Source organism: Streptomyces sp. NPDC096324 (assembly GCF_044763015.1).
Classification (GTDB): domain Bacteria; phylum Actinomycetota; class Actinomycetes; order Streptomycetales; family Streptomycetaceae; genus Streptomyces.
The window spans coordinates 61674-85925 of the sequence record NZ_JBIWFK010000005.1; the positions used below are offsets into that span (position 1 = coordinate 61674).

The following is a 24252-nucleotide window of genomic DNA, read 5'->3' on the forward strand; positions in this document are numbered from 1 at the left end:
GCACCACCCACCGCGCGATCATCGCGAACCCCGGCCCGGCTGTCCCCGGCTCACCGAGGGCCGTACTCCGGTTCACTGAGGCCCGTACTTGCGCCCCGTCCTCGACGAGATCCCGCCCAGCAGCGCGCGCGGCGTCACCTTCACCACGCCCATCAGTACCTTGTACCGCGGATCCGGGACCGACAGGGTTCTGCCGCGGGCCAGATCGGCGAGCGCCACCGCGACCAGCTTGTCGGCGTCCAGCCACATCCAGTTCGGGATGTTGTCCGTGCCCATCCCCGCTCGCTCGTGGAACTCGGTGCGCACGAAGCCCGGCGCCAGCGCCATCAGGCGCACCCCGCTGCCCGCGAGATCCTTCGCCGCGCCCTGCGTGAACTGCACGACCCACGCCTTCGACGCCCCGTACGTACCGCGCGGCACGAACGCGGCCACCGACGCCACGTTGACGACCCCACCCCGGCCGCGCTCCCGCATCGCCTCGGTCGCCGCCGACGTCAGCCGGAGCACCGCCTCGCAGTGCACCTTGAGCATCTTCAGCTCGTCCGCCATCGACACGTCCAGATAGCGGCCCTTGTTGCCGAAGCCGGCGTTGTTGACCAGCAGGTCGACCGGGTTCCTGCGGTCGGACAGCCGGGCGGCGACCTCCTCGATGCCCGCGTCCGTCGCCAGGTCCGCGGTGAGCACCTCCGCCTCGATGCCGTGCAGGTCGTGCAGCTCGGTCGCCTGCTCGCGCAGCCGCTTCGTGTCCCGCGCCACCAGCACGAGGTTGTGCCCGTCCGCCGCGAGCCGCCGCGCGAAGGCGGCACCGATTCCCGCGGTCGATCCCGTAATCAGAGCCGTTGTCATGGCGCAACGTTACCGACCGGCCGTGGCCCCCGCCGCCCCACGGCATCGGCCTCCCGACCCGCTCCACGGGTCCTTCACGCCAGGCTTCCGGAGCCGGGGCCGGCCGGCTTCCGGGGCGGCGCCGGTCTGCTTCCGGGCCGGGGCCCGTCGGCTTCCGGAGCCCGGGCCGCCGGCCTCCGGAGGCAGGAGCCGCGCCCGCCGGCACCCCGGGGCCGCCGGCTCGGCCGGACCTACCCGCCGTACTTCGCCACGTACTCCCGCGCCGCCGCCAGCGACTCCGGATGCAGGGCCGTACCCGCCGCCAACAGCCTCGGCAACAGCTCCCGTTCGGTCGTCGCGGCGCGGAACTGGACGGCGACGGTGACATCGTGGCCGGGCCGGTGCACGATCTCGACCGGGTCCCCGGAGCTGATCTCGCCGGGTTCGATCACCCGCAGATAGGCGCCCGGGGCACCCCGCTGCGTGAAACGCCTGACCCAGCGCTTCTCGCCGAGGTGCTCCTGGAAGGTGCGGCACGGGATGCGCCCGCAGGTGACCTCCAGGACGAGTCCGGAACCGATCCGCCAGCGTTCACCGATCAGCGCGCCGGACACGTCAAGACCCAGCGTCGTGAGGTTCTCGCCGAACACGCCGTTCGGCAGCGTCCGGCCGAGTTCGCGCTCCCAGTCGTCGAGGTCCTCGCGCGCCATCGCGTACACCGCCTGGTCGTCGCCCCCGTGATGCCGCAGGTCGCACACGGTGTCCCCGGCCAGCCCGCTCCCGCCGGCGCCCTTGGGCCCCGGCGCCGTCACGCGAACCGGACCGTCGACCGGCCGCTTGTCGATGCCGGTCACGCCCTCGGGCTGGTCCGTGTACGGGACGGCCCGCGCCCGGCCCACATTCAGCGACAGAAGCTTCATGGGACCAAGCTAGGCGATCCGCCTCAAAGCGTCGACGTGATATTCGGCGCCCAACCCAAGATGCGCTTATGCTCGAAGGGTGATCGAGGCTCGTCATCTCCGCGTCCTGCGCGCCGTCGCCACCACCGGTTCCTTCTCGGCGGCGGGCCGCGAACTGGGCTGCACCCAGCCCGCCGTCAGCCAGCAGATGAAGGCTCTGGAGTCGTCCGTGGGCACCCCGCTGCTCGTCAGGACGGGCCGCGAGATGCGTCTCACCCAGGCGGGTGAGGCCCTGGTCAAGCACGCGGCGAGCATCCTGGCCGGCCTCACGGCCGCGGAGGAGGAGGTCGCCGCGATCGCCGGCCTGCGCGCGGGCCGCGTCCGCCTCGTCTCCTTCCCCAGCGGCAGCTCCACCCTCGTCCCCACCGCACTCGCCGCGCTGCGCGAGGCCCACCCCGGCACGCGTGTCTCCCTGGAGGAGGCCGAACCGCCCGAGTCCGTGGAGAAGCTCCGGGCCGGCGACTGCGACATCGCGCTCGCCTTCCGCTACGAGAGCGCTCCGGGCGCCGAGGAATGGGACGACCTCGTCGTACGGCCCCTGCTGATGGACCGTCTTGTCGGCCTGGTGCCCGAGCGGCACCGGCTCGCGCGCGCGGAGTCGGTCGCGATCGGCGAGTTCGCCGGCGAGTCGTGGATCGCGGGCTGCCCGCGCTGCCGCGGCCAGCTCGTCGAGGTCTGCCGGGACGCGGGGTTCGAGCCCCGCATCGACTTCGCCACCGACGACTATCCGGCGGTGGTCGGGCTCGTGGGCGCGGGACTGGGCGTCGCCGTCCTGCCGGAGCTCGCGATCGAGTCCGTACGTCCGAAGGGGGCCCGGACCGTGACGGTGGAGCCCGCGGTGCGCCGCGAGATCGTCGCTCTCACCCTCCCGGACCTCGCCGAGGTACCGGCGGTGGCCGCGACGCTGGACCGGCTGGCACGAGCGGCCGTCCGCCAGTCCTCCGCCGGCTAGCACTTCCCCCGGCGCCCGGGGTTCGCGAGACAGCCGGGCCGTCGTGGCCGGGCTCGACTCCTCCTGCGCTCCGCGCGCATGCCGTGCGTGTCCTGTGCTCCGTGCGCATGCCCGTGCGTGTTCTGTGCTCCGTACACACGCCGTGCGTGCGTCCTCGTACGCACCTCCGGTCCGTGCGCACCCGCCCGGTGCGCGTACCGAAGCCGTACGCACTCACCCGTACGTACCGAAGCAGTACGCACCGTCAGAGAAGAAACGTTCCTTCAGGTGTTCGAAGCGGAAGCGTTTCCCGTGGCCGCCGCCGAGACCAGTCGGTTGCGTGCCCGTCCCATGAGCTCTTCGCGCTCGTCCTCGGTCAGTCCGCCCCACACGCCGTACGGTTCGCGCACCGCGAGCGCGTGTGCCGCGCACTCCGCGCGTACCGGGCATCTCATGCAGACCTCTTTGGCCGAGTTCTCACGAGCGCTCCGTGCCGCACCACGCTCACCCTCCGGGTGGAAGAAGAGCGAGCTGTCGACCCCTCGGCAAGCCGCGAGGAGCTGCCAGTCCCAGAGGTCCGCGTTCGGACCGGGAAGGCGGGAGAAATCTGCCATTGCGTGTCCCCTTGTTGCCGTTCTGGGCTGCTCTGTGCCCACCGACCGTACATCTACGATCTAAGGAGATGAAAATATGACTCATTGCGAATCTAGCCTCAGACACCAGCAAATGGGAAGAAAACAGGCTAAATGGGGCATGGGTTGTGATGAAACGTTGAGGGTCGGCGCGCATGTCTGCACCGTGTCCGCGCCCTCACGTACAGTGCCGATGACGACCGGCTGCCCCGTAACTCTTTCGAGTGACCATCGTTGAGATGGCTGAGGCGGTTGAAGGAACAAGCGCTCGGGTAGGTGGACATATCCGCCTGCGAGTGTCGACCGCACAGGTGACGATTCGTAACAGCCTGGAGGCTCAAGGTGACGCGCATCAGCTGCGGAGGACGGTCATGACATCCGTCCTCGTCTGCGACGACTCCCCGCTTGCCCGAGAGGCGCTCCGCCGCGCGGTCGCGACCGTGCCCGGTGTCGAGCGTGTGACGACGGCGGCCAACGGCGAGGAAGTCCTCCGCCGCTGGGGAGCCGACCGTTCGGATTTGATTCTGATGGACGTACGTATGCCCGGACTGGGCGGCGTGGAGACGGTCAGGCGGCTGCTGTCCGCCGACCCCGGTGCGCGCATCATCATGCTCACCGTCGCCGAGGACCTGGACGGTGTGGCGCTCGCCGTCGCCGCCGGTGCCCGCGGCTATCTCCACAAGGACGCCTCGCGGGCGGAGCTGCGCGCCACCGTGACCCAGGCGCTCGCCGACCCGACCTGGCGGCTCGCGCCGCGCAGACTGCGTTCGGCGGAGATGGGCGCCGCGCCCACGCTCACCGCGCGCGAGATCCAGGTGCTCGAAGGAATGAGCCACGGACGCTCCAACGCGGAGATCGGCCGTGAGCTGTTCCTCTCCGAGGACACGGTCAAGACCCACGCCCGGCGGCTCTTCAAGAAGCTCGGCGCCTCGGACCGGGCGCACGCGGTCGCGCTCGGATTCCGGTGGGGCCTGGTCCGCTGAGGGGTGTCCCGTTGTCGTCGCGCGCCCGCCGGGGACCACGGGACAGCCCTCAGGTGAGCCGCCTCGCGGGTATGACGTGGGTGGTCCCCGCCCGCCTGCCGGCGGGTGGGGCCGGGCCCCCGGAGAGAACCTCCTCGGTGTCCGGACTCCGTTTCCCGGCGGATGCCGCATCCTTGAGGTGTGGAGTTCCTTGGGGACAAGTCGGTCGAGCGGAAGGGGAGGGCGCAGGAGATGAGTTCCGGCGCACCTGCTCATAACGCTTCGGTGCACAACTATGGACGCGGTGCCACGGACAGAACGACGTCAAGGCACCATGGACCGATGCGTGAAGACGAGACGACGGGGATCGGCGCGCTCGTCCTTCGCGCGGTCGACGGCGACGAACAGGCCACGCACGACCTGCTCGCCCACGTACATCCGCTCGCGCTGCGCTACTGCCGCGCCCGGCTGTCCCGGCTTCCGGGGGACGCGCGGCATTTCGTGGAGGACCTGGCACAGGAAGTCTGTGTCGCGGTGCTCCTCGCGCTGCCGCGCTACAAGGACACCGGACGCCCCTTCGAGGCGTTTGTCTTTGCGATCGCCGCGCACAAGGTCGCCGACCTCCAGCGTGCCGCGATGCGTCATCCCGGGTCCACGGCGGTTCCGTCCGACGAGATGCCGGAGCGGCCCGACGACTCCCTCGGCCCCGAGGAGCGCGCGCTGCTCAGCAGTGACGCCGAGTGGGCCAAGAAGCTCATGGCCAACCTTCCCGAGAACCAGCGCGAGCTGCTCCTTCTGCGGATCGCGGTGGGCCTCACGGCGGAGGAGACGGGTCAGATGCTGGGCATGTCCCCGGGTGCCGTCCGGGTGGCCCAGCACCGCGCGCTGAGCCGGCTGCGGGCACTGGCGGAGCAGTAGGAATCCGGATCCGACGGAAATCCCGACCGGTTCCGGGGAATCCGGACCGGATCCGGTCGTAGTTCGGATCCGGCGGAAATCCACATCCGGTCGCGGCGACGGGACCGGATGGCGCGGCTGTCCGGCCGGCCGCGTGTCCGTGCGTATGTGCGGCCGCGCGTCCGTACGTGTGGCCGGTGGGCGTCCGGTCGGCGCGGTCCCGAGCCGGCCGCGTCCCGGCCGGCATGACACGTTCCGGTGATGTCGAGCCGGTGATGCCGGTCACTGCGGTCGGTGGCTTCCCGCGTGCGGGAACCCTTCTCCTCCGCAAATTGCAGGCAAAAGGTGACGGACCCCGGCGGGGCCGATCCGGCCCGGCCGGGACGGCACGGTCGCCGCTCAGGGCGGCCGGGGCAGGGGGCGGCGGGCAGGCGTCCACCCCGGGCCGGGCGGCCCGAGCGGGCTCCGAGCCTTCACCGGGTGCGGGTCTGAACGGGAACGACCGTCATCCCGTACGAACATACGAAGCCGAAGCCCAGCCACAACCGTGGAATGAGAGAGCCATGCTTCCCGTTAGCATGGACATCCGCACCGATCAAGGCCATTTGGGGAAGGTGTCATGACTGCCAACGTCGACGGAGTGCCCGCCAAATTCGCGACACTCGGGCTGACCTACGACGACGTGCTGCTGCTGCCGGGCTCGTCGGACATGGCGCCCGACCAGATCGACACCGCCTCGCACATCTCGAAGAACGTCCGGGTCAACATCCCGCTGCTCTCCGCCGCCATGGACAAGGTCACCGAATCGCGCATGGCGATCGCGATGGCCCGTCAGGGCGGCGTCGGTGTCCTGCACCGCAACCTCTCCATCGAGGACCAGGCCAACCAGGTCGACCTGGTGAAGCGCTCCGAGTCCGGCATGGTCACCGACCCGATCACCGTGCACCCGGACGCCACGCTCGTCGAGGCCGACGCGATCTGCGCCAAGTTCCGCATCTCCGGTGTGCCGGTCACCGACGGCGGCGGCAAGCTCCTCGGCATCGTCACCAACCGCGACATGGCCTTCGAGACCGACCGTTCGCAGCAGGTGCGCGAGGTCATGACGCCGATGCCGCTGGTCACCGGCAAGGTCGGCATCTCCGGCCACGACGCGATGCAGCTCCTGCGCCGCCACAAGATCGAGAAGCTTCCGCTGGTCGACGACGCGGGCGTCCTCAAGGGCCTCATCACGGTCAAGGACTTCGTCAAGGCCGAGAAGTACCCGAACGCCGCCAAGGACAGCGAGGGGCGTCTGCTGGTCGGCGCGGCCGTCGGCGTGGCGGGCGACGCCTTCGAGCGGGCCCAGGCGCTGATCGAGGCCGGTGTCGACTTCATCGTCGTCGACACCGCGCACGGCCACTCCCGACTGGTCGGCGACATGGTCGCCAAGATCAAGTCGAACTCCTCGGGCGTCGACGTCATCGGCGGCAACATCGCCACCCGTGACGGCGCGCAGGCGCTCATCGACGCGGGCGTCGACGGCATCAAGGTCGGTGTCGGGCCCGGTTCCATCTGCACCACCCGCGTCGTCGCCGGCATCGGCGTTCCCCAGGTCACGGCCATCTACGAGGCGTCGCTCGCCGCCAAGGCGGCCGGCGTCCCGGTCATCGGCGACGGTGGCCTCCAGTACTCCGGCGACATCGCCAAGGCCCTGGTCGCGGGCGCCGACACGGTGATGCTCGGCTCGCTGCTCGCGGGCTGCGAGGAGTCCCCGGGCGAGCTGCTCTTCATCAACGGCAAGCAGTTCAAGTCGTACCGCGGCATGGGCTCCCTGGGCGCCATGCAGTCCCGTGGCGAGCAGCGCTCCTTCTCCAAGGACCGCTACTTCCAGGAGGGCGTCGCCTCCGACGAGAAGCTCGTCCCCGAGGGCATCGAGGGCCAGGTGCCCTACCGCGGCCCGCTCTCCGCGGTCGTCCACCAACTGGTCGGCGGTCTGCGCCAGTCGATGTTCTACGTCGGCGGACGTACGGTGCCCGAGCTCCAGGACCGCGGCCGGTTCGTGCGCATCACCTCGGCGGGCCTCAAGGAGAGCCACCCGCACGACATCCAGATGACGGTCGAGGCGCCGAACTACAGCCGCCTCAAGTAGTCACCCGTACACCTGAACGGTCTCCACGAGGGCGGCCCCGGAGCTTCCGGGGCCGCCCTCGTCGTGGGCGTCGGGGATACTGGGAGGCGCAGAAGCGAAGAGGGAAAGGCCACAACGTGACTGAGATCGAGATCGGGCGCGGCAAGCGCGGCCGCCGGGCGTACGCCTTCGACGACATCGCCGTCGTCCCGAGCCGCCGTACGCGGGACCCGAAGGAGGTCTCGATCGCCTGGCAGATCGACGCCTATCGCTTCGAGCTGCCCTTCCTGGCCGCCCCCATGGACTCGGTCGTCTCCCCGGCCACCGCGATCCGTATCGGCGAGCTGGGCGGCCTGGGCGTCCTGAACCTGGAAGGCCTCTGGACGCGGTACGACGACCCGCAGCCGCTGCTCGACGAGATCGCCGGGCTGGACGCGGAGAGCGCGACCCGCCGTCTCCAGGAGATCTACGCGGCTCCCATCAAGGAAGAGCTGATCGGGCAGCGCATCAAGGAGGTGCGCGACTCCGGAGTCGTCACCGCCGCCGCCCTCTCCCCGCAGCGCACGGCGCAGTTCTCCAAGGCCGTCGTCGACGCGGGTGTGGACATCTTCGTCATCCGCGGTACGACGGTGTCGGCCGAGCATGTCTCGGGTGCCGCCGAACCGCTGAACCTGAAGCAGTTCATCTACGAGCTCGACGTCCCGGTGATCGTCGGCGGCTGTGCCACGTACACCGCGGCGCTGCACCTGATGCGCACCGGCGCGGCGGGTGTCCTCGTCGGTTTCGGCGGCGGCGCCGCGCACACCACGCGCAACGTCCTGGGCATCCAGGTCCCGATGGCCACGGCCGTCGCGGACGTCGCCGCAGCCCGCCGCGACTACATGGACGAGTCTGGCGGCCGGTACGTGCACGTCATCGCCGACGGTGGTGTCGGCTGGTCCGGCGACCTTCCCAAGGCCATCGCCTGCGGTGCCGACTCCGTGATGATGGGCTCCCCGCTCGCGCGCGCCACCGACGCGCCGGGCCGCGGCCACCACTGGGGCATGGAGGCGGTGAACGAGGAGCTGCCGCGCGGCAAGAAGGTCGACCTCGGCACCGTCGGCACGATCGAGGAGATCCTCACCGGCCCGTCGCACATCCCGGACGGCTCGATGAACATCTTCGGCGCCCTGCGCCGCGCCATGGCGACCACCGGCTACAGCGAGCTCAAGGAGTTCCAGCGCGTCGAGGTGACGGTGGCGGACTCGCAGCACAAGCGGTAGTCCGCGGTACGAAGCCTGAACGTGCGGAGGGCCCCCACCGACTCGGTGGGGGCCCTCCGCACGTCCGGGCCTGTCAGCCGTTCGTGAGCAGTTCGAGGACGCCACTGAGGAACAGCACCAGACCGGCGAGACCGATGGCTGCCCCGAATGCCCGGAAGCCGTTCGCGGTGACCCACCGAACCGGCGGCGAGAAGTCACCGCTCGCGGCCGTGCGCAGGTCATGGCCGCGCTGCTGGGAGGCCTCCATGGCCTTGGCGGCGCCACGAATGTCCAGGGCGACCCAGCTCCCGCCCATGAGGGACACGAGCCCGAGTGCCATCAGAAACAGCCAGACCGGCATCTCAGTCCCCGGTCTTGCGGGCGCTCTGGAACGCCACGTACGCCGCGACCGCGAAGAAGACGAAGGTCAGCGGGTCGGCGTCGGCCTTCCAGTTCTCCTGCACCACGCTGAGGTGGGAGAAGAACACCTCGTTGAAGCCGACATCGAAGTGATTGGCGATGATCATGGCCTCGCCGATGAGCTGGCCGAGGTAGACCGCGGCCACGGAGATGATCACGCTGACGACCGGGAGGGTCTGGTTGCGACCGCCGACGCGGCCGGCGGCGATGCCGACGAGGAAGCCGACGCCGACGGCGGCGTAGCCGATCTCGTGCTTGGTGAGGCCGATGACCAGGCCGTACAGGACCGCGGAGACCACGCCGGCGCCGATGGCGGCGACGAGGCCGAGCGGGAAGTTGTTGCGCGCGGGCGCGGCCGGGGCGACGGGCGCGACCGGGAAGCCCGGCTGGGGCGCGCCGTGCGGCGCGGCGGCCTGCTGGCCGGCGGGCGCGGCGGGCGCGTCCGCGTACGGGTTGGCGTCGACCGGCGGACCGGACGGCGGCGTCGACTCACTCATGTGGTTCCCCCCAGGGATGTCGGCGCACAAGGTGTGCGCTAGGGACGTCGCGCACACCTGTCGGCGCCCGGGGCAGGGGCGCACGTGTGTGCGAGAGCTGCCGCAGATTAGCAGGGGGGAGTGACAATCGGTGAGGCGATTTTCCGGGCTCAGAGCCGGTGTGCCGCCCCCGTCGGGGTCGCTCCCCGTGTGTCCAGGAGGAGTTGGGCCTTCACGGACAGTCCTTGCAGGTCGTAGGTGCGGTGCTGCTGGAGCGGATGGTCAGGTCGGCGTCGGCCGCGGCCTCGTAGGGGTACCTGAACGGTCTCCGCCTCGCGCGACCCACACACGCGTAACCGTCGGCACCGCCTGAGGGGACCCTTGCCGGTCCGTCGCGCATTCCGTTCGGCTTTAGGGCAAGGCTCAAATGTTGATCAGATAAGTCGATCAAGCTGGCTGGTGTGTTCCTGACATCGATAAACTCGTTCCGCTGCTCGACCGGCAGCAGAACGAGGGGAACTCCGTTGCGATCAACCGGACTTTTCAGATCCCGAGGCGTACGAGGCGTAGTCGCCACCGTCGCTGTATTCGCGGGCACATTGGGCATGTCCAGCGAGGCCAGTGCTGCATCGAGGACGCCGTGCCGGAGCATCAGGCTTGACTTCAACCCGGCTTTCTGCGGCATCAACCACGTCAAGTCCCACGGGCTCGTGCAGGGGAAGAAGTCCATCGCCGTGGTTCAGGGGCGAGGCCCCATGACCCTCACCCTGACCGCTACGGAGACCGTGAGCAACACCAAGAGCGCGTCGATCACGGTGGCCGCCGAGCCCGTGTCGGCGGCCGTCGGGTTCGATGTCACGAAGTCGCGCACCAAGAGCATGGCGGGCAGCTGGAACGTTCCCAGGGGCAAGTTCGGGACCTTGAACGCGTACCCGCTCTACCAGGAGTACTCCTTCAACGTGTACAGCAAGATCACTGGTAAGAGTGTGGGCAAGGGGACTGCCCGTAAGGCGATCGGCTACCGCTACGAGCACTCGGCCAGGTAGTTCGCGCACCCGACCGAACGGCCTGCCGGACAACGGTGGGCCGTTTGGGTTCGTGGGGCTTCCCGTGTCGTGATCTCACCGGCGATACCTAAAGTCGGTGTGCCGCCCCCGTCGGGGTCGCCCCCCTTGTGTCCAGGAGGAGTTGGGCCTTCACGGACAGTCCTTGCAGGTCGTAGGTGCGGTGCTGCTGGAGAAGGATCGTCAGGTCCGCGTCGGCGGCGGCTTCGTAGAGGGAGTCCGCGCGCGGTACGGGCCGCCCGAGCACGCTCCACGCCGGTACGTGCGGGTCGTGGTAGCTGACGGAGGCGCCGAGTTCCATCAGCCGTACGGCGATCTCGTGGGCGGGGGAGCCCTGTTGGTCGGCGATGTCGGCCTTGTAGGTGACGCCGAGGAGGAGCACTCGCGCGGCCCTGGCGGACTTGCCGTGCTCGTTGAGCAGCGCGGCGGCGCGCTGGATGACGTACTGGGGCATGTGGCTGTTGACCTGCCGGGCCAGTTCGACCATCCGCAGCGGGCGCCCGGAGGGCCCGCCGAGGTCCTGGGCGATCCCGTGGCCGCCGACTCCCGGGCCGGGCCGGAACGCCTGGAACCCGAACGGCTTGGTCTCCGCGCAGCGGATGACGTCCCACAGGTCGACGCCCAGGTCGTGGCAGAGCACGGCCATCTCGTTGACGAGGGCGATGTTGACGTGCCGGAAGTTGGTCTCCAGGACCTGCACGGTCTCCGCCTCGCGGGGCCCACGCGCGCGGACGACCTTGTCGGTGAGCCGTCCGTAGAAGGCGGCGGCCGACTCGGTGCACGCGGGGGTGAGACCGCCGATGACCTTCGGTGTTCCGGCGGGTGTGACGTCGCGGTTGCCGGGGTCGACCCGGCTGGGCGAGTAGGCGAGGTGGAAGTCGCGCCCCGCGCGCAGTCCGGAGCCGGTTTCGAGGAGCGGACGCAGGAACGCCTCGGTGGTGCCGGGGTGCACGGGCGATTCCAGGATGACCGTGGTGTGCGGGCGCAGCCGTGCGGCCAGGGTGCGGGCCGCCGACTCCACCTGGCTTAGGTCCAGGGCGCCGTCCGCGCCCCGTGGGGTCGGCGCGCAGATGACGGCGGTGCGGACGCGGCCCAGCTCGGCCGGGTTGGTGGCCGGGCGGAAGCCGCCCGCGAGCATCCGGCGCAGTTCCGGGGCGGTGAGGGAGCCGCCTTCCGGGCCGGTTCTGTAGCCGAGGGTGGAGATGCCGGCGGCGACGGCGGCCTGGGCCAGGGGCAGGCCGAGGTGACCGAGTCCGATGACGGCGAGGTCTGCGGGCATGGAGTGGGCCGTCCTTCCCAATAACCGATGCGGGACAGGTGCGCAAGCCCTGTGGACAGGACGGGCGAGAGCAATGTCAGACTAGGAGTAAATATGACCGATTTACGGGATTGATCGATCAAGATTCCTTGCGCGTCGCCCAGAGTTGTCCACAGGCTGAGGACGGACGGTGGCCGATGAGGGGAGAGACGGTCAGACTTTGGGCAGGGGGGATGTGAGCCGGGCGTCGCCGGACGGGTGCGGCCAGCGCGACCTACAGCGGGAGGCAGCGGTGAGGACAGCGACACTGGGGCCGGCGGAGCGTGCCGAGTCACTGGCGGGAATGGCCGAGGGCGAACTGGACGTGCTGGTCGTGGGCGCGGGCGTGGTCGGCGCGGGCACCGCGCTGGACGCCGCGACGCGCGGCCTGTCCACCGGACTGGTCGAGGCGCGTGACTGGGCGTCGGGCACGTCCAGCAGATCCAGCAAGCTGATCCACGGCGGCCTGCGCTATCTGGAGATGCTCGACTTCGCGCTCGTCCGCGAGGCGCTGAAGGAGCGCGGCCTGCTCCTCGAACGGCTGGCACCGCACCTGGTCAAGCCCGTCCCGTTCCTCTACCCCCTCCAGCGCAAGGGCTGGGAGCGGCTGTACGCGGGCTCGGGCGTCGCGTTGTACGACGCCATGTCGATGGCCCGCGGTCACGGCCGCGGCCTGCCGGGCCACCGCCATCTGAGCCGCCGCCACGCCCTGCGCGTCGCGCCGGCCCTGAAGAAGGACGCGCTGATCGGCGCCCTGCAGTACTACGACGCCCAGATGGACGACGCCCGCTATGTGGCGACCCTGGTGCGCACGGCGGCTTCGTACGGGGCGAAGGTCGCCAACCGTGCGCGGGTCACCGGTTTCCTGCGCGAGGGCGAGCGGGTGGTCGGGGCCAGGGTGCGCGACGTCGAGGGCGGCGGCGAGTACGAGGTCCGCGCCCGGCAGATCGTCAACGCCACGGGTGTGTGGACCGACGACACCCAGGCCATGGTCGGGGAGCGGGGCCAGTTCCACGTCCGCGCGTCCAAGGGCATCCACCTGGTCGTGCCGAAGGACCGCATCCACTCCTCGACGGGCCTGATCCTGCGCACCGAGAAGTCCGTGCTGTTCGTGATCCCGTGGGGCCGCCACTGGATCATCGGCACCACCGACACCGACTGGGACCTCGACAAGGCCCACCCGGCCGCGTCCAGCGCGGACATCGATTATCTGCTGGAGCACGTGAACTCAGTGCTCTCCGTGCCGCTCACCCGCGACGACGTCGAAGGGGTGTACGCGGGACTGCGGCCGCTGCTGGCCGGGGAGTCGGACGCCACCAGCAAACTGTCGCGCGAGCACACCGTGGCCCACCCCGTGCCCGGACTCGTGGTCGTGGCCGGCGGCAAGTACACGACCTACCGGGTCATGGCCAAGGACGCGGTGGACGAGGCGGTGCACGGTCTCGACCAGCGCGTCGCCGAATGCGTCACGGAGGACATCCCGCTGCTCGGTGCCGAGGGGTATCGCGCGCTGTGGAACGCGCGGGCGCGGATCGCGGCGCGCACCGGCATCCATGTGGTGCGTGTGGAGCACCTGTTGAACCGGTACGGGTCGCTCGCCGAGGAACTCCTCGCCCTCATCGCGGAGGATCCCTCCCTCGGCGCGCCCCTGCCGGCCGCCGAGGACTACCTCCGGGCCGAGATCGTCTACGCCGCCTCGCACGAGGGCGCCCGCCACCTGGACGACGTCCTGACCCGGCGCACCCGCATCTCCATCGAGACCTTCGACCGGGGCACCCGCAGCGCCCGCGAGGCCGCCGAGCTGATGGCACCGGTCCTCGGCTGGGACAAGGACCAGATCGAGCGCGAGGTGGAGCACTACGAGAAGCGTGTCGAGGCCGAGCGGGAGTCCCAGCGTCAGCCGGACGACCTGACGGCGGACGCGGCCCGGCTGGGCGCGCCGGACATCGTGCCGTTCTGACCGCGCCTCCCGCGGATGTCACTCGAACGGGTGTGGTGAGCCGGGATCCCTGTTCGCGGCCCGGCCGTTCTGCGAGGTGCGGGGACAGAACTCGGCGGCGAGCAGGGCCGGTTCGAGTGCCGGGTCCGTGACCCCGTCCGTGTTCACCCGGAAGGTGAGGACACGACGACCGTCGACGGTGGCCGCGCTGCGCACGTAGCTGCCGGAGATCCGGCCGTTGTGCCCCCACACCGTGGTCCCGCACGGCAGCTTCACGGGGAACAGGCCCATGCCGTACGAGCCATGTGCGGCGCGGGTGTCGAGCATCTCGCGCAGCCGGCGCGAGGGCAGCAGCGTGCCGTCGAGCAGAGCCGCGTAGAAGCGGTTCAGGTCGGCCAGCGTGCTCACGAGCTCACCCGCCGCGCCGGCCACGCGCGGGTCGAGCTCGGTGACGTCGGAGCCGTCGGCGGCGTAGGCGCGGCCGTGCGGCGCGGGAAGCGACACCCGGTCGCCGGGGAAGGAAGTGCCGGTCAGGCGAAGGGGGTTGATGATGCGCCGCTCGGCCTCGGTGGCGTACGAGTGGCCTGTGACCTGCTCGACGATCATGCCGAGCACCACATAGTTCGTGTTCGAGTAGGCGAAGCGGCCGCGGTCGGCCGGGGGATGGGTGAGTGCGATGCGCACGGCCTGAAGGGCGGTCACGGGGGCGGTGCCCCGGGTCGTCGCGGTGAAGTCGTAGAGGCCGCTGGTGTGGTGGAGCAGGGCGCGCAGTGTGATGCGGCGGCCGTCGTTGCCCGCGCCGCGCACCAGGCCGGGCAGATGGTCCTCGACGGAGTCGGACAGGGACAGCCGGTGTTCGGCGGCGAGTTGCAGGACGACCGTCGCGATGAACGACTTGGTGATGCTTCCGGCGCGGAAATGGTCGGAGCGGGCAATTCCGTTTCCGGCGCTCGCGAAACGCGAACCGGACGTGTCTTCGGCGAGCAGGGCGGCGGCGGGAGCGTCGCCACGGGTCACCAGACGGGCCAGCGCGGCGTCCGAGGCCCGGGTGGCGGTCGTTCGCGCGGCGGCCGGAACCTGCCCCGGCAGATCGGCGGGGACCATGACGAGCAGTGCCAGGAGGGTGGTTATCGGCAGGAGTGTCCGAGGTGTCCGGGGCGCTGGCATCACGGGGGCCTCCTTTGTCGCGCCCATCATGAGGCACGTTGCTGTGCCCGTGGCCGTCGCGGGGGCCGCTCCCGGAAACGGGCGCGGCGGACCCGTACGGCCGTGGTTGCGGGGCGGTCGCGCGGTGCGGGGCGCGGTCGCGGGCGAGCCGCCGGCGGGGTCCGGGCGTCTCACTGGCTGAGCTGTTGCGGTTCCAGGGGCCCCCAGGGCGCTGGGCACTTGTCGGGTGGGGGACAATGGAGGCTCTGTCAGGGCGGGTTGCATGAGGGGACGCATGTCGGAGGCGGAGCGGGCGGGAGCATCCCGTCAGGACAAGAGCGAACGTCTCCTCGCCGGGCGGTACCGGCTGGGGGATGTTCTCGGCCGCGGCGGCATGGGCACCGTGTGGCGCGCCGAGGACGAGACCCTGGGCCGTACGGTCGCCGTGAAGGAGCTGCGGTTCCCGTCGGCCATCGACGAGGACGAGAAGCGCCGGCTGATCACGCGCACGCTGCGGGAGGCCAAGGCCATCGCGCGGATCCGCAACAACGGCGCGGTGACGGTCTTCGACGTGGTCGACGAGGACAACCGGCCCTGGATCGTCATGGAGCTCATCGAGGGCAAGTCCCTCGCCGAGGCCATCCGTGAGGACGGGCTGCTCACGCCGAGGCGAGCCGCCGAGGTGGGGCTCGCGATCCTCGACGTGCTGCAGGCGGCGCACCGCGAGGGCATCCTGCACCGCGACGTGAAGCCGTCGAACGTGTTGATCTCCGGCGACGACGGCCGGGTCGTGCTCACCGACTTCGGCATCGCCCAGGTGGAGGGCGACCCGTCCATCACCTCGACCGGCATGCTCGTCGGCGCGCCCTCCTACATCTCGCCTGAGCGGGCGCGCGGCCACAAGCCCGGACCCGCGGCCGACCTGTGGTCGTTGGGCGGTCTGCTGTACGCGGCGGTCGAGGGCGTGCCGCCGTACGACAAGGGCTCCGCGATCGCGACGCTCACCGCGGTCATGACCGAGCCGGTCGAACAGCCCAAGAACGCGGGCCCGCTGGAGAAGGTGATCTACGGCCTGCTCGCCAAGGATCCCGAGCAGCGGCTCGACGACGCGGGCGCCCGGTCCATGCTCAACGAGGTGCTGCGCACGCCCGAGCCCGAGCGGAACGTGCCGGAGCCGCCGGACGCGACGAAGGTCGTGGCCATGCCGCCGCTGCCGGAGGAACCGGCCCGGCGGGGCGGTTCGTCCGGAGGCAAGAAGGGCGAGGAGCCCGCGGAGCGGTTGCGCGGGGCCCTGCGTTCGGTGCGCAAGGCGGCGACCGCGGCCGGAGCGGCCACGGCCGCGGCGACCTCGGCGGCGACGGCCCGTGCCAAGGCGGCCGGCAGCCCGGATTCCGCGCAGACGGCCGGAGCCGCCAAGACGGCCTCCCCGAAGGCGGGTTCGGCGTCCGGAGCGGACGCCGGCCAGGCCGGTGGCGTCTCCGTGGCGGCCACCGCAGTGAACGCGTCCGTGCCGGAACAGCCGGGCGGTTCCGACGGCAAGGCGGGGAACTCCGTCACCGGCGCCGGAGGCGCGGGCGGCAGGCGCGGCGGCTCGGGGTCCGGGTGGCCGGTGGCACCCGAGCGTCCGGCACGTCCGGCGCCCAAGGCCTCGCTGACCGATGTCGTTCCGCTGCGGACGCTGGTGATCCTCGCGGTCGTCGTGGCGCTCGTCGTGGTCGGCACCGTGCTCGCCATCACGCTCGGCGGAGGCGACGACGACGGCGCCAAGGGCGGTGGCGGCGGCACCAAGGCGACCGCCTCCGCCGGAGCGTCCGGCGGCAGCGGGAAGAGCGGCGACGACAGCAAGAGCGACGACACGAGCAAGAGCGGCGACAAGGGCAAGAGCGACGCCGCCCACACCGACAGCGACGACAAGTCGGGCTCCGGCTCGGACGACGGCGCGGGTGCCTCTTCGGACCCGAGCACCGGCGACTCGGACGGTTCGGGCGGCGACGGGAAGGAATCGGGCTCGGGTTCCACCGCCGTGAAGACGTACACGAGCGGGCAAGGCTTCTCGATCGGGCTGCCGAAGGGATGGAAGTACGCGTCCCAGGACGCCGCGGGAGCCCGGTTCACCGGTCCCGACGGGCAGAAGCTCCTCGTCGGCTGGACGTCGACGCCCAAGGACGACCCGGTCGCGGACTGGGAGAACCAGGAGCGCTACATGGTGCGCTCCCAGTACAAGAAGATCCGCATAGAGAGCGTGAGCTACCGCGGCTGGAACACGGCCGACTGGGAGTTCACCTACGTGGACGGCGGCACGAAGTTCCACTCGATCGACCGGGGTTTCGTGGTGAACGCGCATCAGGGCTACGCGCTGATGTACACGGCCAAGGACGCCGCGTGGGGAAGCGCGCTGCGCAAGAGCACGTGGGCCACGCTGGCCGGGACCTTCCAGCCGAAGTCGTGACGTACCGCTCGCCGAGGTGACGTTCCGCGACGAACGATGCCCGAGATCTCGCATCACCGCTCTGCGGGTTGCCTCGGGCACGTATCGTGAGTGGTTGCGGACCGAACGAAGCCACAACGGGACGCACGGCGAACGGAATTGACCAACCGGTCGGCTGGGGGAGCATCGTGGACGACTACGCGGGACGGGTACTCGCCGACCGCTACCGCCTGCCCCTGCCGCCGTCCGACGCGTACGAACTCGCCGAGAGCCGGGCCTTCGACACCTACAGCGGGCAGGAAGTCCTGGTACGGCAGGTGCCGTTGCCGGAGGTCGTCGAGGCCGAGGTGCTCGACGCGGACGGGCTGCCCGACGGGTTCGTGGCCCGGGACGGCGGCGTGCGGCGGGCCTCGGCCCGCACCACCCGGCGGCCCACCGAACCCGCGGTGCTCCGCGCGATCGAGGCGGCGCAGGCGGCCGCGCGGATTCCCGACCACCCCCGGCTCGACCAGGTCTTCGACGTGTTCGCCGAGGGCGGCTCCCTGTGGATCGTCAGCGAGCTGGTGCCCGCGAGGCCGCTGGCCGCCCTCCTCGCCGAGAAACCGCTCAGCCCCTACCGCGCGGCGGAGGTCGCCGCCGACGTCCTGACCGCGCTGCGGGTCCTGCACGCGCACGGCTGGGTGCACCGCAACATCACCGTGCGCACGGTGCTCGTCTGCGACGACGGTCGCGTCCTTCTCACCGGGCTGGCGGCCGGGGCCGCCGAGGAGGCGCTGTGCGGGTACGACCCGGTGCCCGCGCCGGAGGAGGACCTCGCGACCGGTCACGCCGGTCTCCCGGGTCACGGATCCGGCCCCCGCGCCGGGCGGCAGCCCGGTGACGCCGGTCCGGACGGGACGGGAGCTCCCCAGGGCGCCGCGGGCGGGCGGGGGCCCGTCGCCGGTGCCGGATTCGGCGGCGCCCCGCGCAGTGTCGCCGTCGCGGCCACCAGCGGCGCCGACGCCGAAGCGGCCCGGCGGGCCGCGATCGAGGCCCGCGCCGAGCAGGGAACGCCGGTTCCGGGGGCACCGGTCCCCGGCGCGCCCGTGCCCGGCCGGGGACCGCGCGCCCTCGAAGCCGGTGGCCCGGCGGGCCCGGGTCGTCCGGCGGGAGGCGCCGGTCCGGACGGCGGACCGGAGACGGGCGGGCGGGGCGAGGGCGCCGAGGACGATGTCCGGGCCGCGCGCGCCGGGGCCATCGCCGCGTATCGCGCCGGAGCACGTGCCGCCGCCCGCGTCCAGGGAGAACGCCGGGGCGACCCGCTCGCCCTTCCGGCACCCCGGCCCTCCGCCCCCGGCGAGCAGACCGGCCAGGACGGCCGGTACGGCGCCTCCGCGCACACGCCAGGCTCCCAGGACCCCGCCCAGTCGTCGCGCTTTCCCGGCCAGGACAGCCGGTACGGTGCCCAGGGCCACGCCCAGCCGCATGTTCCGGGCCAGGGCGACGGCCCGCAGTCGCACAGCGTGCCCCCGGGCCAGATAGCCGACCCGTACGGAGTCGGCGGCACCGGCAGGTACGGAGTCCAGCCGCGCCCCGCCGGAGCCCCCGGCGCGGGGACGGTGGGCGGTGACACGGCGTACGGCCGTTCCGCGCTCGCGCCCGGACAAGCGCCCTACGGCACAGGACAGGCCCCCTACGGCACAGGGCAGGGCGGCCGTCCCGGCGTCCCGGCCCCCGGACGGCCCCTCGGCGGCGGGCGGACCCCGGACGACGGCCGGCCCACCGGCGGGTTCCCGGCACCCGGCGGCACCCACGTACCCGTACCGCCCGGCGGATTCACCGGCACCGGGCACGCCCGCGTGCCCGGCGTCTCCCCGGCCCCCGACCACACCCGCGCGCCCGGCACTCCCCAGGGACTCGCCCCCGCCGCGCACCCCTCCGGCCGTCCCGGCGCCGGCTGGGGCGACCAGGTCGCCGGCGCTCCGCCGCGCCGGGGACCCGCCACCGCGCTCGCGGCCGAGCGGGCCCGGCAGGCGCGGATGGCCCTCGTCGGACCGGTCACCGAACGCTGGGCGCCCGAGCAGGCCGGACCGGTGCACGAGAACTGGCAGTTGGCGGCTCCGATCGGACCGGCGACCGACCTGTGGGCGCTCGGCGCGCTGCTCTTCCGCGCCGTGCAGGGACACGCGCCCTACCCGGAGGAGAACACCGCCGAACTGGTCCAGTCGGTGTGCGCGGAACCGCCCGCCTTCGCCGAGGAGTGCGGACCGCTGCGGCCCGTCGTCGAATCGCTGCTGCGCCAGGACCCCACCGAGCGGCTCGACTTCGAGGAACTGCGTGGCTGGCTGCGGTCGTTGGTGCGCTCCGCGCCTGAGCCCGAGGCCGGGGCGCACGTCGTGCCCGTACCGCCCGTCGACCCGAGCCGGCTGCCGATCGTGCGGCGCCGGGGCGAACTCGTCCGCAGGCGTCGCGCCGGACTGCCCGCGACCAGTGCGCACGCCCGCCACAAGCGGGCCAGGCGGGAGAACGCCGCGGGTCCGCGCCGGCTGGGCCGGAACCTCCTCCTGCTGATCCTGCTCCTGCTGGCCGCCGCGGTCACGTACGCGGTCGTCTTCATGCCCAAGACCGACCGGAGCGGCGCCGATGACGGGCGGACCGGTGCCGCCGGACAGGCCGGCCCCACCGCACAGCCCGGTGGCGACCCGACCGCGAGCAACGAGCCCGGCTCCGACGAGACCTCACCGGACCCCGCCAAGAGCCCCTCGGGGAAGTCCAGTTCGACCTCCTCGCACACCACCGCCGATCCCGGCGTCGCCGACGGGTTCACCCTCCGCAAGGACCCCGAGGGATTCCAGGTCGCCGTGGCGAGCGGCTGGACACGTTCGCCGAAGAACGACCGGGGCCAGATCGTCTACTCCCAGGGGGACTTCGAGCTCATCGTCGTACCCGGACGGGACGGCACCGCCACGTACGGCAGCGACCCGATGACGTACCAGCGGGAGAGCGAGAAGGAGTTGCAGCCCTTCCGCGACTCGACCTGGGCCACCTCCAGCGGGATGCGGCGCATCGACGTGGGCGGCAGGGCGATGGCCGAGGGCCAGTTCACCTGGCAGGACTCCGCGGGGCATTCGCTCTACGTGCGCAACCTCGCGATCCTGATCGCCGGGCACTACCACGTGGTGCAGGTACGCGGTCCGGACGCCGAGCGCGACGAGGTCTCGCGGCTGTACGAGCAGGCGTCGTCGACGTACCAAGTCAGCCGCTGAGCAACCCTTTTTGCCCGCCGCACGCCGTGTTTGACCAGGCGGGAGCCGTTGAACACCAAACGGTTCCCTTCCGTACAGGGATGGGACAACCGTCACAGTGCGGTCTCCGTACGACCCCGCTTGTTCCCAGGGTGGGTACCGCTCTTTAGTCTGACCCTGTCAAGACCATTGCGGGGAAACGTGAATCAGATGCAGGGCCTGCTCCTCGCGGGCCGCTACCGGCTTGTCGAATCCATCGGCAGCGGTGGCATGGGCCGCGTTTGGCGCGCCCACGACGAGGTGCTGCACCGCGCCGTCGCGGTCAAGGAGCTGACCGCCGCGCTCTACGTCTCCGACAGTGAGCAGAGCGTCCTGCTGGCCCGCACTCGTGCCGAGGCCCGCGCCGCCGCGCGCATCAACCACTCCGCCGTCGTCACCGTGCACGACGTCCTCGATCACGACGGCCGCCCCTGGATCGTGATGGAGCTGGTCGAGGGCGAGTCGCTGGCCGACGCGGTGAAGGAACGCGGCCGCATCGAGCCGCGCGAGGCCGCGCGCATCGGTCTGTGGGTCCTGCGGGCCCTGCGCGCCGCGCACGCGGCGGGCGTGCTGCACCGCGACATCAAGCCCGGCAACGTCCTGCTCGGCCGCGACAGCCGGGTGCTGCTCACCGACTTCGGCATCGCCCAGATCGAGGGCGACACCACCATCACCCGCACCGGAGAGGTCGTCGGCTCGGTCGACTACCTCGCCCCGGAGCGGGTGCGCGGCCACGACCCGGGCCCGGCGTCCGACCTGTGGGCGCTCGGCGCCACGCTGTACACGGCGGTCGAGGGCAGGTCGCCGTTCCGCCGCACCTCGCCCATCGGCACCATGCAGGCCGTCGTCGAGGAGGAACCCGCCGAACCGGTCAACGCGGGTGCGCTGGGGCCCGTCCTCGCCGCGCTGCTGCGCAAGGATCCGGCCGAGCGGCCCGCCTCCGAGCGGATCGAACAGATGCTTGTCGACGTGGCGGAGGGACGACTGCCGGACGCGCCGCAGTCGTACGCGCCGACGGGGCAGGCGGGGTACGACACCCCGGAGACGCGGACCGGCACCGGCACCCGCGCGCACACGGCCGCCACGACGCCGTACCGGCCGGTGCCGATCCAGCCCGTGCCCGCACCGCAGAAGCGACACCGCCTGCGTACGTTCGCCCTGGTCGTGGCCCTCGCGACGATCGTCGGCGGGGGTGTCGCGGTCGGGCTGCAGCACTTCGGCACGGGCGGCAGCCCCGACGGCTCCGCCACGGGGTCGTCGACCGGGAGCGCCGACGGAAAGCCGAGCGACAAGCCGAACTCGAAGCCGAGCGACAAGGGCGATCAGGGGGCGGTTCCCGCCGGTTGGGAGCACCACGACGACCCGGTGGGCTTCAGCGTCTCCCTGCCCAAGGGGTGGACGCGGTCCGTCTCCATCGACAAGGACGGCCTCCAACAGGTCGACTTCACCCCCGACAAGGGCAAGCACCTCGTACGGGTCGCCGTCGACACCGATCCGGACTTCAGCTCCTCCTACAAGCACATGAGCAACCTGGACGAGGCCCTCTCGCCGCGGCTGCGGGACTACAGCCAACTGCTCCTCAAGGAGGAGCTCTTCCGGGACCAGCCGGGTGCCCGCTGGGAGTACACGTGGGACGCCCTGGCCAAGGACCCGCCGCACTACTTCCCGGGGCCCTATCGCGCGATCGACGTCGGGTACATGAAGAGTGACGGCACCGAGTACGCCGTCTACGAGTCCTCGCCGGCCGGCGAATGGACCGCCACCAAAAAGCAGTTCGACCAGATCCTGCGGAGCTTCCAGGAGGGCTGACCCGGGCCCGGGTTCCCGGGAGTGAGCCACCGGCTGTCCGGGAGCGGCGGCATACTTGGCCGGTCGGTGCCACGGAGGGTGTCCGTCCGGTGGGGCATGATGAGACCCATGGGGACCGAGGGGGAGAACGTCCGTGTGATCGCGGGGCGTTACCGGCTGGAGGCGAGAATCGGCCGGGGCGGCATGGGCGTCGTCTGGCGTGCCACCGACCAACTGCTCGGCCGCCGGGTCGCCGTGAAGGAACTGGCCCTCGACGACTCGCTCTCGGCGGAGGAGTCCCGGCTCCAGCGCGACCGCACGCTGCGTGAGGCGCGGGCCGTCGCCCAGCTCCACCACCCGCACATCATCGTCGTCCACGACGTCGTCGAGGACGACGAACGCCCGTACATCGTCATGGAGCTGATCGACGGCGGCTCGCTCGCCGAACGGATCTCCGCGAACGGGCCCGTCGACGCCCGCGAGGCCGCCCGCATCGGCATCGACCTGCTCGGCGCGCTGCGCCGCGCGCACGACGCCGGCGTCCTGCACCGCGACCTCAAGCCCGCCAACGTCCTCGTCGAGGCGGGCACCGACCGCGTCGTCCTCACCGACTTCGGGATCGCCCAGGTCGCGGGCGCGACGACGCTCACCGAGACCGGCGCGTTCGTCGGCTCGCCCGAGTACACCGCGCCCGAACGGATGGCCGGGGCACGGACCGGCCCCGAGTCCGACCTGTGGTCGCTCGGCGTGCTGCTGTGCGCCGTGCTGAGCGGCGCCTCGCCTTTTCGCCGCGACTCGCTCGGCGGCATCCTGCACGCCGTCGTCGTCGACGAGATCCGCCCGCCGGCCCAGGCCGCGCCGCTGCTGCCCGTCGTACGAGGGCTGCTGGAGCGCGATCCCGAGCGGCGGCTCGACGCGGCGGAGGCGGAGCGGATGCTGCGCGCCTACCGGGACACCGGCCGCACGCCGCGACTGCTGGTCCCGTACACGCCGACGCGGCGGGACGTGCCCCACGTGTCGCTGCGCAGGCCCGCGCCCGAGCCGCCGCCGGCCTCCGGCACCATCGTGTCCGACCCGCCGCCCCGGCAGTCCACGCGCAGCCTCCTCGTGGCCGCCGCCCTGGTCGCCGCGATGGCCGGAGCGGGCGTGTCGGCGGCCGCGCTGCTGATGGGCGGCGGCGGGGACGGGAAACCGGCCTCGTCGAGCGCGCCGGGCACGCCCCGCACACCGGGCCCCTCCTCCGGCGCGCCCTCGGAGTCCGGCACGCCGTCGGCCCCGCCCACGGGCGCCGGTCCCACCGGTGCCGGCCCCACCGTCACGGTGACCAGCCACCGGACGCCGTCCGGCGGCGCCCGCACCGCGCCCTCGGGCTACCGCATCGCCTCGGACGCGAACGGCTTCTCGCTCGCCGTGCCCGACGGGTTCAGACGCGACCCGCAGGGCGAGCGGATCTTCTACATGTCGGCGGGTGACGTCTTCCGCATCGGCATCAAGGTGGCCGATCCCGCGGCGGGCGGTCCGCTCGGCGTGATGCGCAGGGCGGACGCCGACGGGCCCTCCAGCAACCCCGGTTACCGCGACGGCCGGGTCACGCGGACCGTGCACGACGGAAACACCGCCGCCCTCTGGGAGTTCACCTGGAACGGCTTCACCACGGCGGAGGGCCCGCGGCACACCTACGACCTGTGCTGGGAGGAGGGCGGCCGGATGTACGACGTCTGGGTCTCCGCGCCGGTGGGCCGGGTGACGGAGGCGAAGGAGTACTTCGACGTGGCCGTGGACACGTTCGCCGCCTCGTGACCCCGGAACCCCGTAACCCCGTAAAGGGGAGATAAGGGATGAGGTGCGTCACGGGTCTGTGACCGGTCGGCGAAGGG

General features: G+C 71.8%; 18 protein-coding genes and 1 pseudogene. 11 read left to right on the forward strand and 8 right to left on the reverse strand.

What is annotated here, in order from left to right:
• Positions 1 to 72: 72 nt before the first annotated feature.
• Positions 73 to 846, reverse strand: coding sequence for an SDR family oxidoreductase (locus tag ACIQ7M_RS14455; RefSeq protein WP_355765710.1), 774 nt, complete (start codon positions 844 to 846; stop codon positions 73 to 75).
• Between the two features lie 230 nt (positions 847 to 1076).
• Entirely contained in the window at positions 1077 to 1745 is a 669-nt protein-coding gene (locus ACIQ7M_RS14460) for an MOSC domain-containing protein (RefSeq protein WP_403643650.1), read from the reverse strand.
• A gap of 79 nt (positions 1746 to 1824) precedes the next feature.
• Between ACIQ7M_RS14460 and ACIQ7M_RS14465 the strand changes: the two genes are divergently transcribed.
• Complete coding sequence (locus ACIQ7M_RS14465) at positions 1825 to 2736, forward strand: LysR family transcriptional regulator (protein WP_355765704.1); 912 nt, start codon at positions 1825 to 1827, stop codon at positions 2734 to 2736.
• Positions 2737 to 2999: 263 nt separating this feature from the next.
• On the opposite strand, the gene ACIQ7M_RS14470 is transcribed toward ACIQ7M_RS14465, so the two are convergent.
• Positions 3000 to 3329 carry a WhiB family transcriptional regulator gene (locus ACIQ7M_RS14470; protein ID WP_328670972.1) on the reverse strand — a complete coding sequence of 110 codons (330 nt, stop codon included), beginning with the start codon at positions 3327 to 3329 and terminating at the stop codon, positions 3000 to 3002.
• A gap of 389 nt (positions 3330 to 3718) precedes the next feature.
• Between ACIQ7M_RS14470 and ACIQ7M_RS14475 the strand changes: the two genes are divergently transcribed.
• The 4 genes from ACIQ7M_RS14475 to ACIQ7M_RS14490 all read left to right on the forward strand — a co-directional run bounded on the left by ACIQ7M_RS14475 (position 3719) and on the right by ACIQ7M_RS14490 (position 8575).
• The gene (locus tag ACIQ7M_RS14475) at positions 3719 to 4330 is read left to right on the forward strand and encodes a response regulator transcription factor (protein ID WP_003948568.1); all 612 of its coding nucleotides are present in this window, start codon (positions 3719 to 3721) and stop codon (positions 4328 to 4330) included.
• 321 nt (positions 4331 to 4651) lie between these two features.
• Positions 4652 to 5227 (forward strand): sigma-70 family RNA polymerase sigma factor, encoded by a 576-nt coding sequence (locus ACIQ7M_RS14480; RefSeq protein ID WP_037626847.1) that lies wholly within the window; start codon positions 4652 to 4654, stop codon positions 5225 to 5227.
• 598 nt (positions 5228 to 5825) lie between these two features.
• A complete protein-coding gene (guaB, locus tag ACIQ7M_RS14485; RefSeq protein ID WP_355765814.1) occupies positions 5826 to 7334 on the forward strand; it encodes an IMP dehydrogenase in 1509 nt (502 codons plus the stop codon).
• A 116-nt stretch (positions 7335 to 7450) separates the two neighbouring features.
• Positions 7451 to 8575, forward strand: coding sequence for a GuaB3 family IMP dehydrogenase-related protein (locus tag ACIQ7M_RS14490; RefSeq protein WP_384796838.1), 1125 nt, complete (start codon positions 7451 to 7453; stop codon positions 8573 to 8575).
• Positions 8576 to 8648: 73 nt separating this feature from the next.
• Here ACIQ7M_RS14490 and ACIQ7M_RS14495 read toward each other — a convergent pair whose 3' ends face one another.
• From ACIQ7M_RS14495 to ACIQ7M_RS14505, 3 genes and pseudogenes are all read right to left on the reverse strand, one after another.
• Positions 8649 to 8894 (reverse strand): hypothetical protein, encoded by a 246-nt coding sequence (locus ACIQ7M_RS14495; protein ID WP_403643656.1) that lies wholly within the window; start codon positions 8892 to 8894, stop codon positions 8649 to 8651.
• Positions 8895 to 8916: 22 nt separating this feature from the next.
• Positions 8917 to 9471, reverse strand: coding sequence for a hypothetical protein (locus tag ACIQ7M_RS14500; protein WP_403643659.1), 555 nt, complete (start codon positions 9469 to 9471; stop codon positions 8917 to 8919).
• Between the two features lie 149 nt (positions 9472 to 9620).
• A pseudogene (locus ACIQ7M_RS14505) lies at positions 9621 to 9760 on the reverse strand (nucleotide sugar dehydrogenase); the annotation flags it as partial.
• A 445-nt stretch (positions 9761 to 10205) separates the two neighbouring features.
• Here ACIQ7M_RS14505 and ACIQ7M_RS14510 point away from each other — a divergent pair.
• Positions 10206 to 10496, forward strand: a complete 291-nt coding sequence (locus tag ACIQ7M_RS14510) for a hypothetical protein (protein WP_403643662.1) — start codon at positions 10206 to 10208, stop codon at positions 10494 to 10496.
• Positions 10497 to 10584: 88 nt separating this feature from the next.
• On the opposite strand, the gene ACIQ7M_RS14515 is transcribed toward ACIQ7M_RS14510, so the two are convergent.
• Positions 10585 to 11793: a nucleotide sugar dehydrogenase gene (locus ACIQ7M_RS14515; RefSeq protein ID WP_355765805.1), complete on the reverse strand. Its 1209-nt coding sequence runs from the start codon at positions 11791 to 11793 to the stop codon at positions 10585 to 10587.
• A 271-nt stretch (positions 11794 to 12064) separates the two neighbouring features.
• On the opposite strand from ACIQ7M_RS14515, the gene ACIQ7M_RS14520 reads away from it, so the two are divergent.
• Positions 12065 to 13771 carry a glycerol-3-phosphate dehydrogenase/oxidase gene (locus ACIQ7M_RS14520; RefSeq protein WP_403643665.1) on the forward strand — a complete coding sequence of 569 codons (1707 nt, stop codon included), beginning with the start codon at positions 12065 to 12067 and terminating at the stop codon, positions 13769 to 13771.
• 18 nt (positions 13772 to 13789) lie between these two features.
• Here ACIQ7M_RS14520 and ACIQ7M_RS14525 read toward each other — a convergent pair whose 3' ends face one another.
• Positions 13790 to 14917 (reverse strand): serine hydrolase domain-containing protein, encoded by a 1128-nt coding sequence (locus tag ACIQ7M_RS14525; protein WP_403644520.1) that lies wholly within the window; start codon positions 14915 to 14917, stop codon positions 13790 to 13792.
• Positions 14918 to 15191: 274 nt separating this feature from the next.
• On the opposite strand from ACIQ7M_RS14525, the gene ACIQ7M_RS14530 reads away from it, so the two are divergent.
• The 4 genes from ACIQ7M_RS14530 (at position 15192) to ACIQ7M_RS14545 (ending at position 24175) form a co-directional block, all read left to right on the forward strand.
• Positions 15192 to 17345, forward strand: a complete 2154-nt coding sequence (locus ACIQ7M_RS14530) for a serine/threonine-protein kinase (RefSeq protein ID WP_403644523.1) — start codon at positions 15192 to 15194, stop codon at positions 17343 to 17345.
• 167 nt (positions 17346 to 17512) lie between these two features.
• Complete coding sequence (locus ACIQ7M_RS14535; RefSeq protein ID WP_403643668.1) at positions 17513 to 20569, forward strand: protein kinase; 3057 nt, start codon at positions 17513 to 17515, stop codon at positions 20567 to 20569.
• A 189-nt stretch (positions 20570 to 20758) separates the two neighbouring features.
• Positions 20759 to 22396: a serine/threonine-protein kinase gene (locus ACIQ7M_RS14540; protein WP_403644526.1), complete on the forward strand. Its 1638-nt coding sequence runs from the start codon at positions 20759 to 20761 to the stop codon at positions 22394 to 22396.
• Between the two features lie 108 nt (positions 22397 to 22504).
• Positions 22505 to 24175: a serine/threonine-protein kinase gene (locus ACIQ7M_RS14545; RefSeq protein ID WP_403643671.1), complete on the forward strand. Its 1671-nt coding sequence runs from the start codon at positions 22505 to 22507 to the stop codon at positions 24173 to 24175.
• Positions 24176 to 24252: the final 77 nt, after the last annotated feature.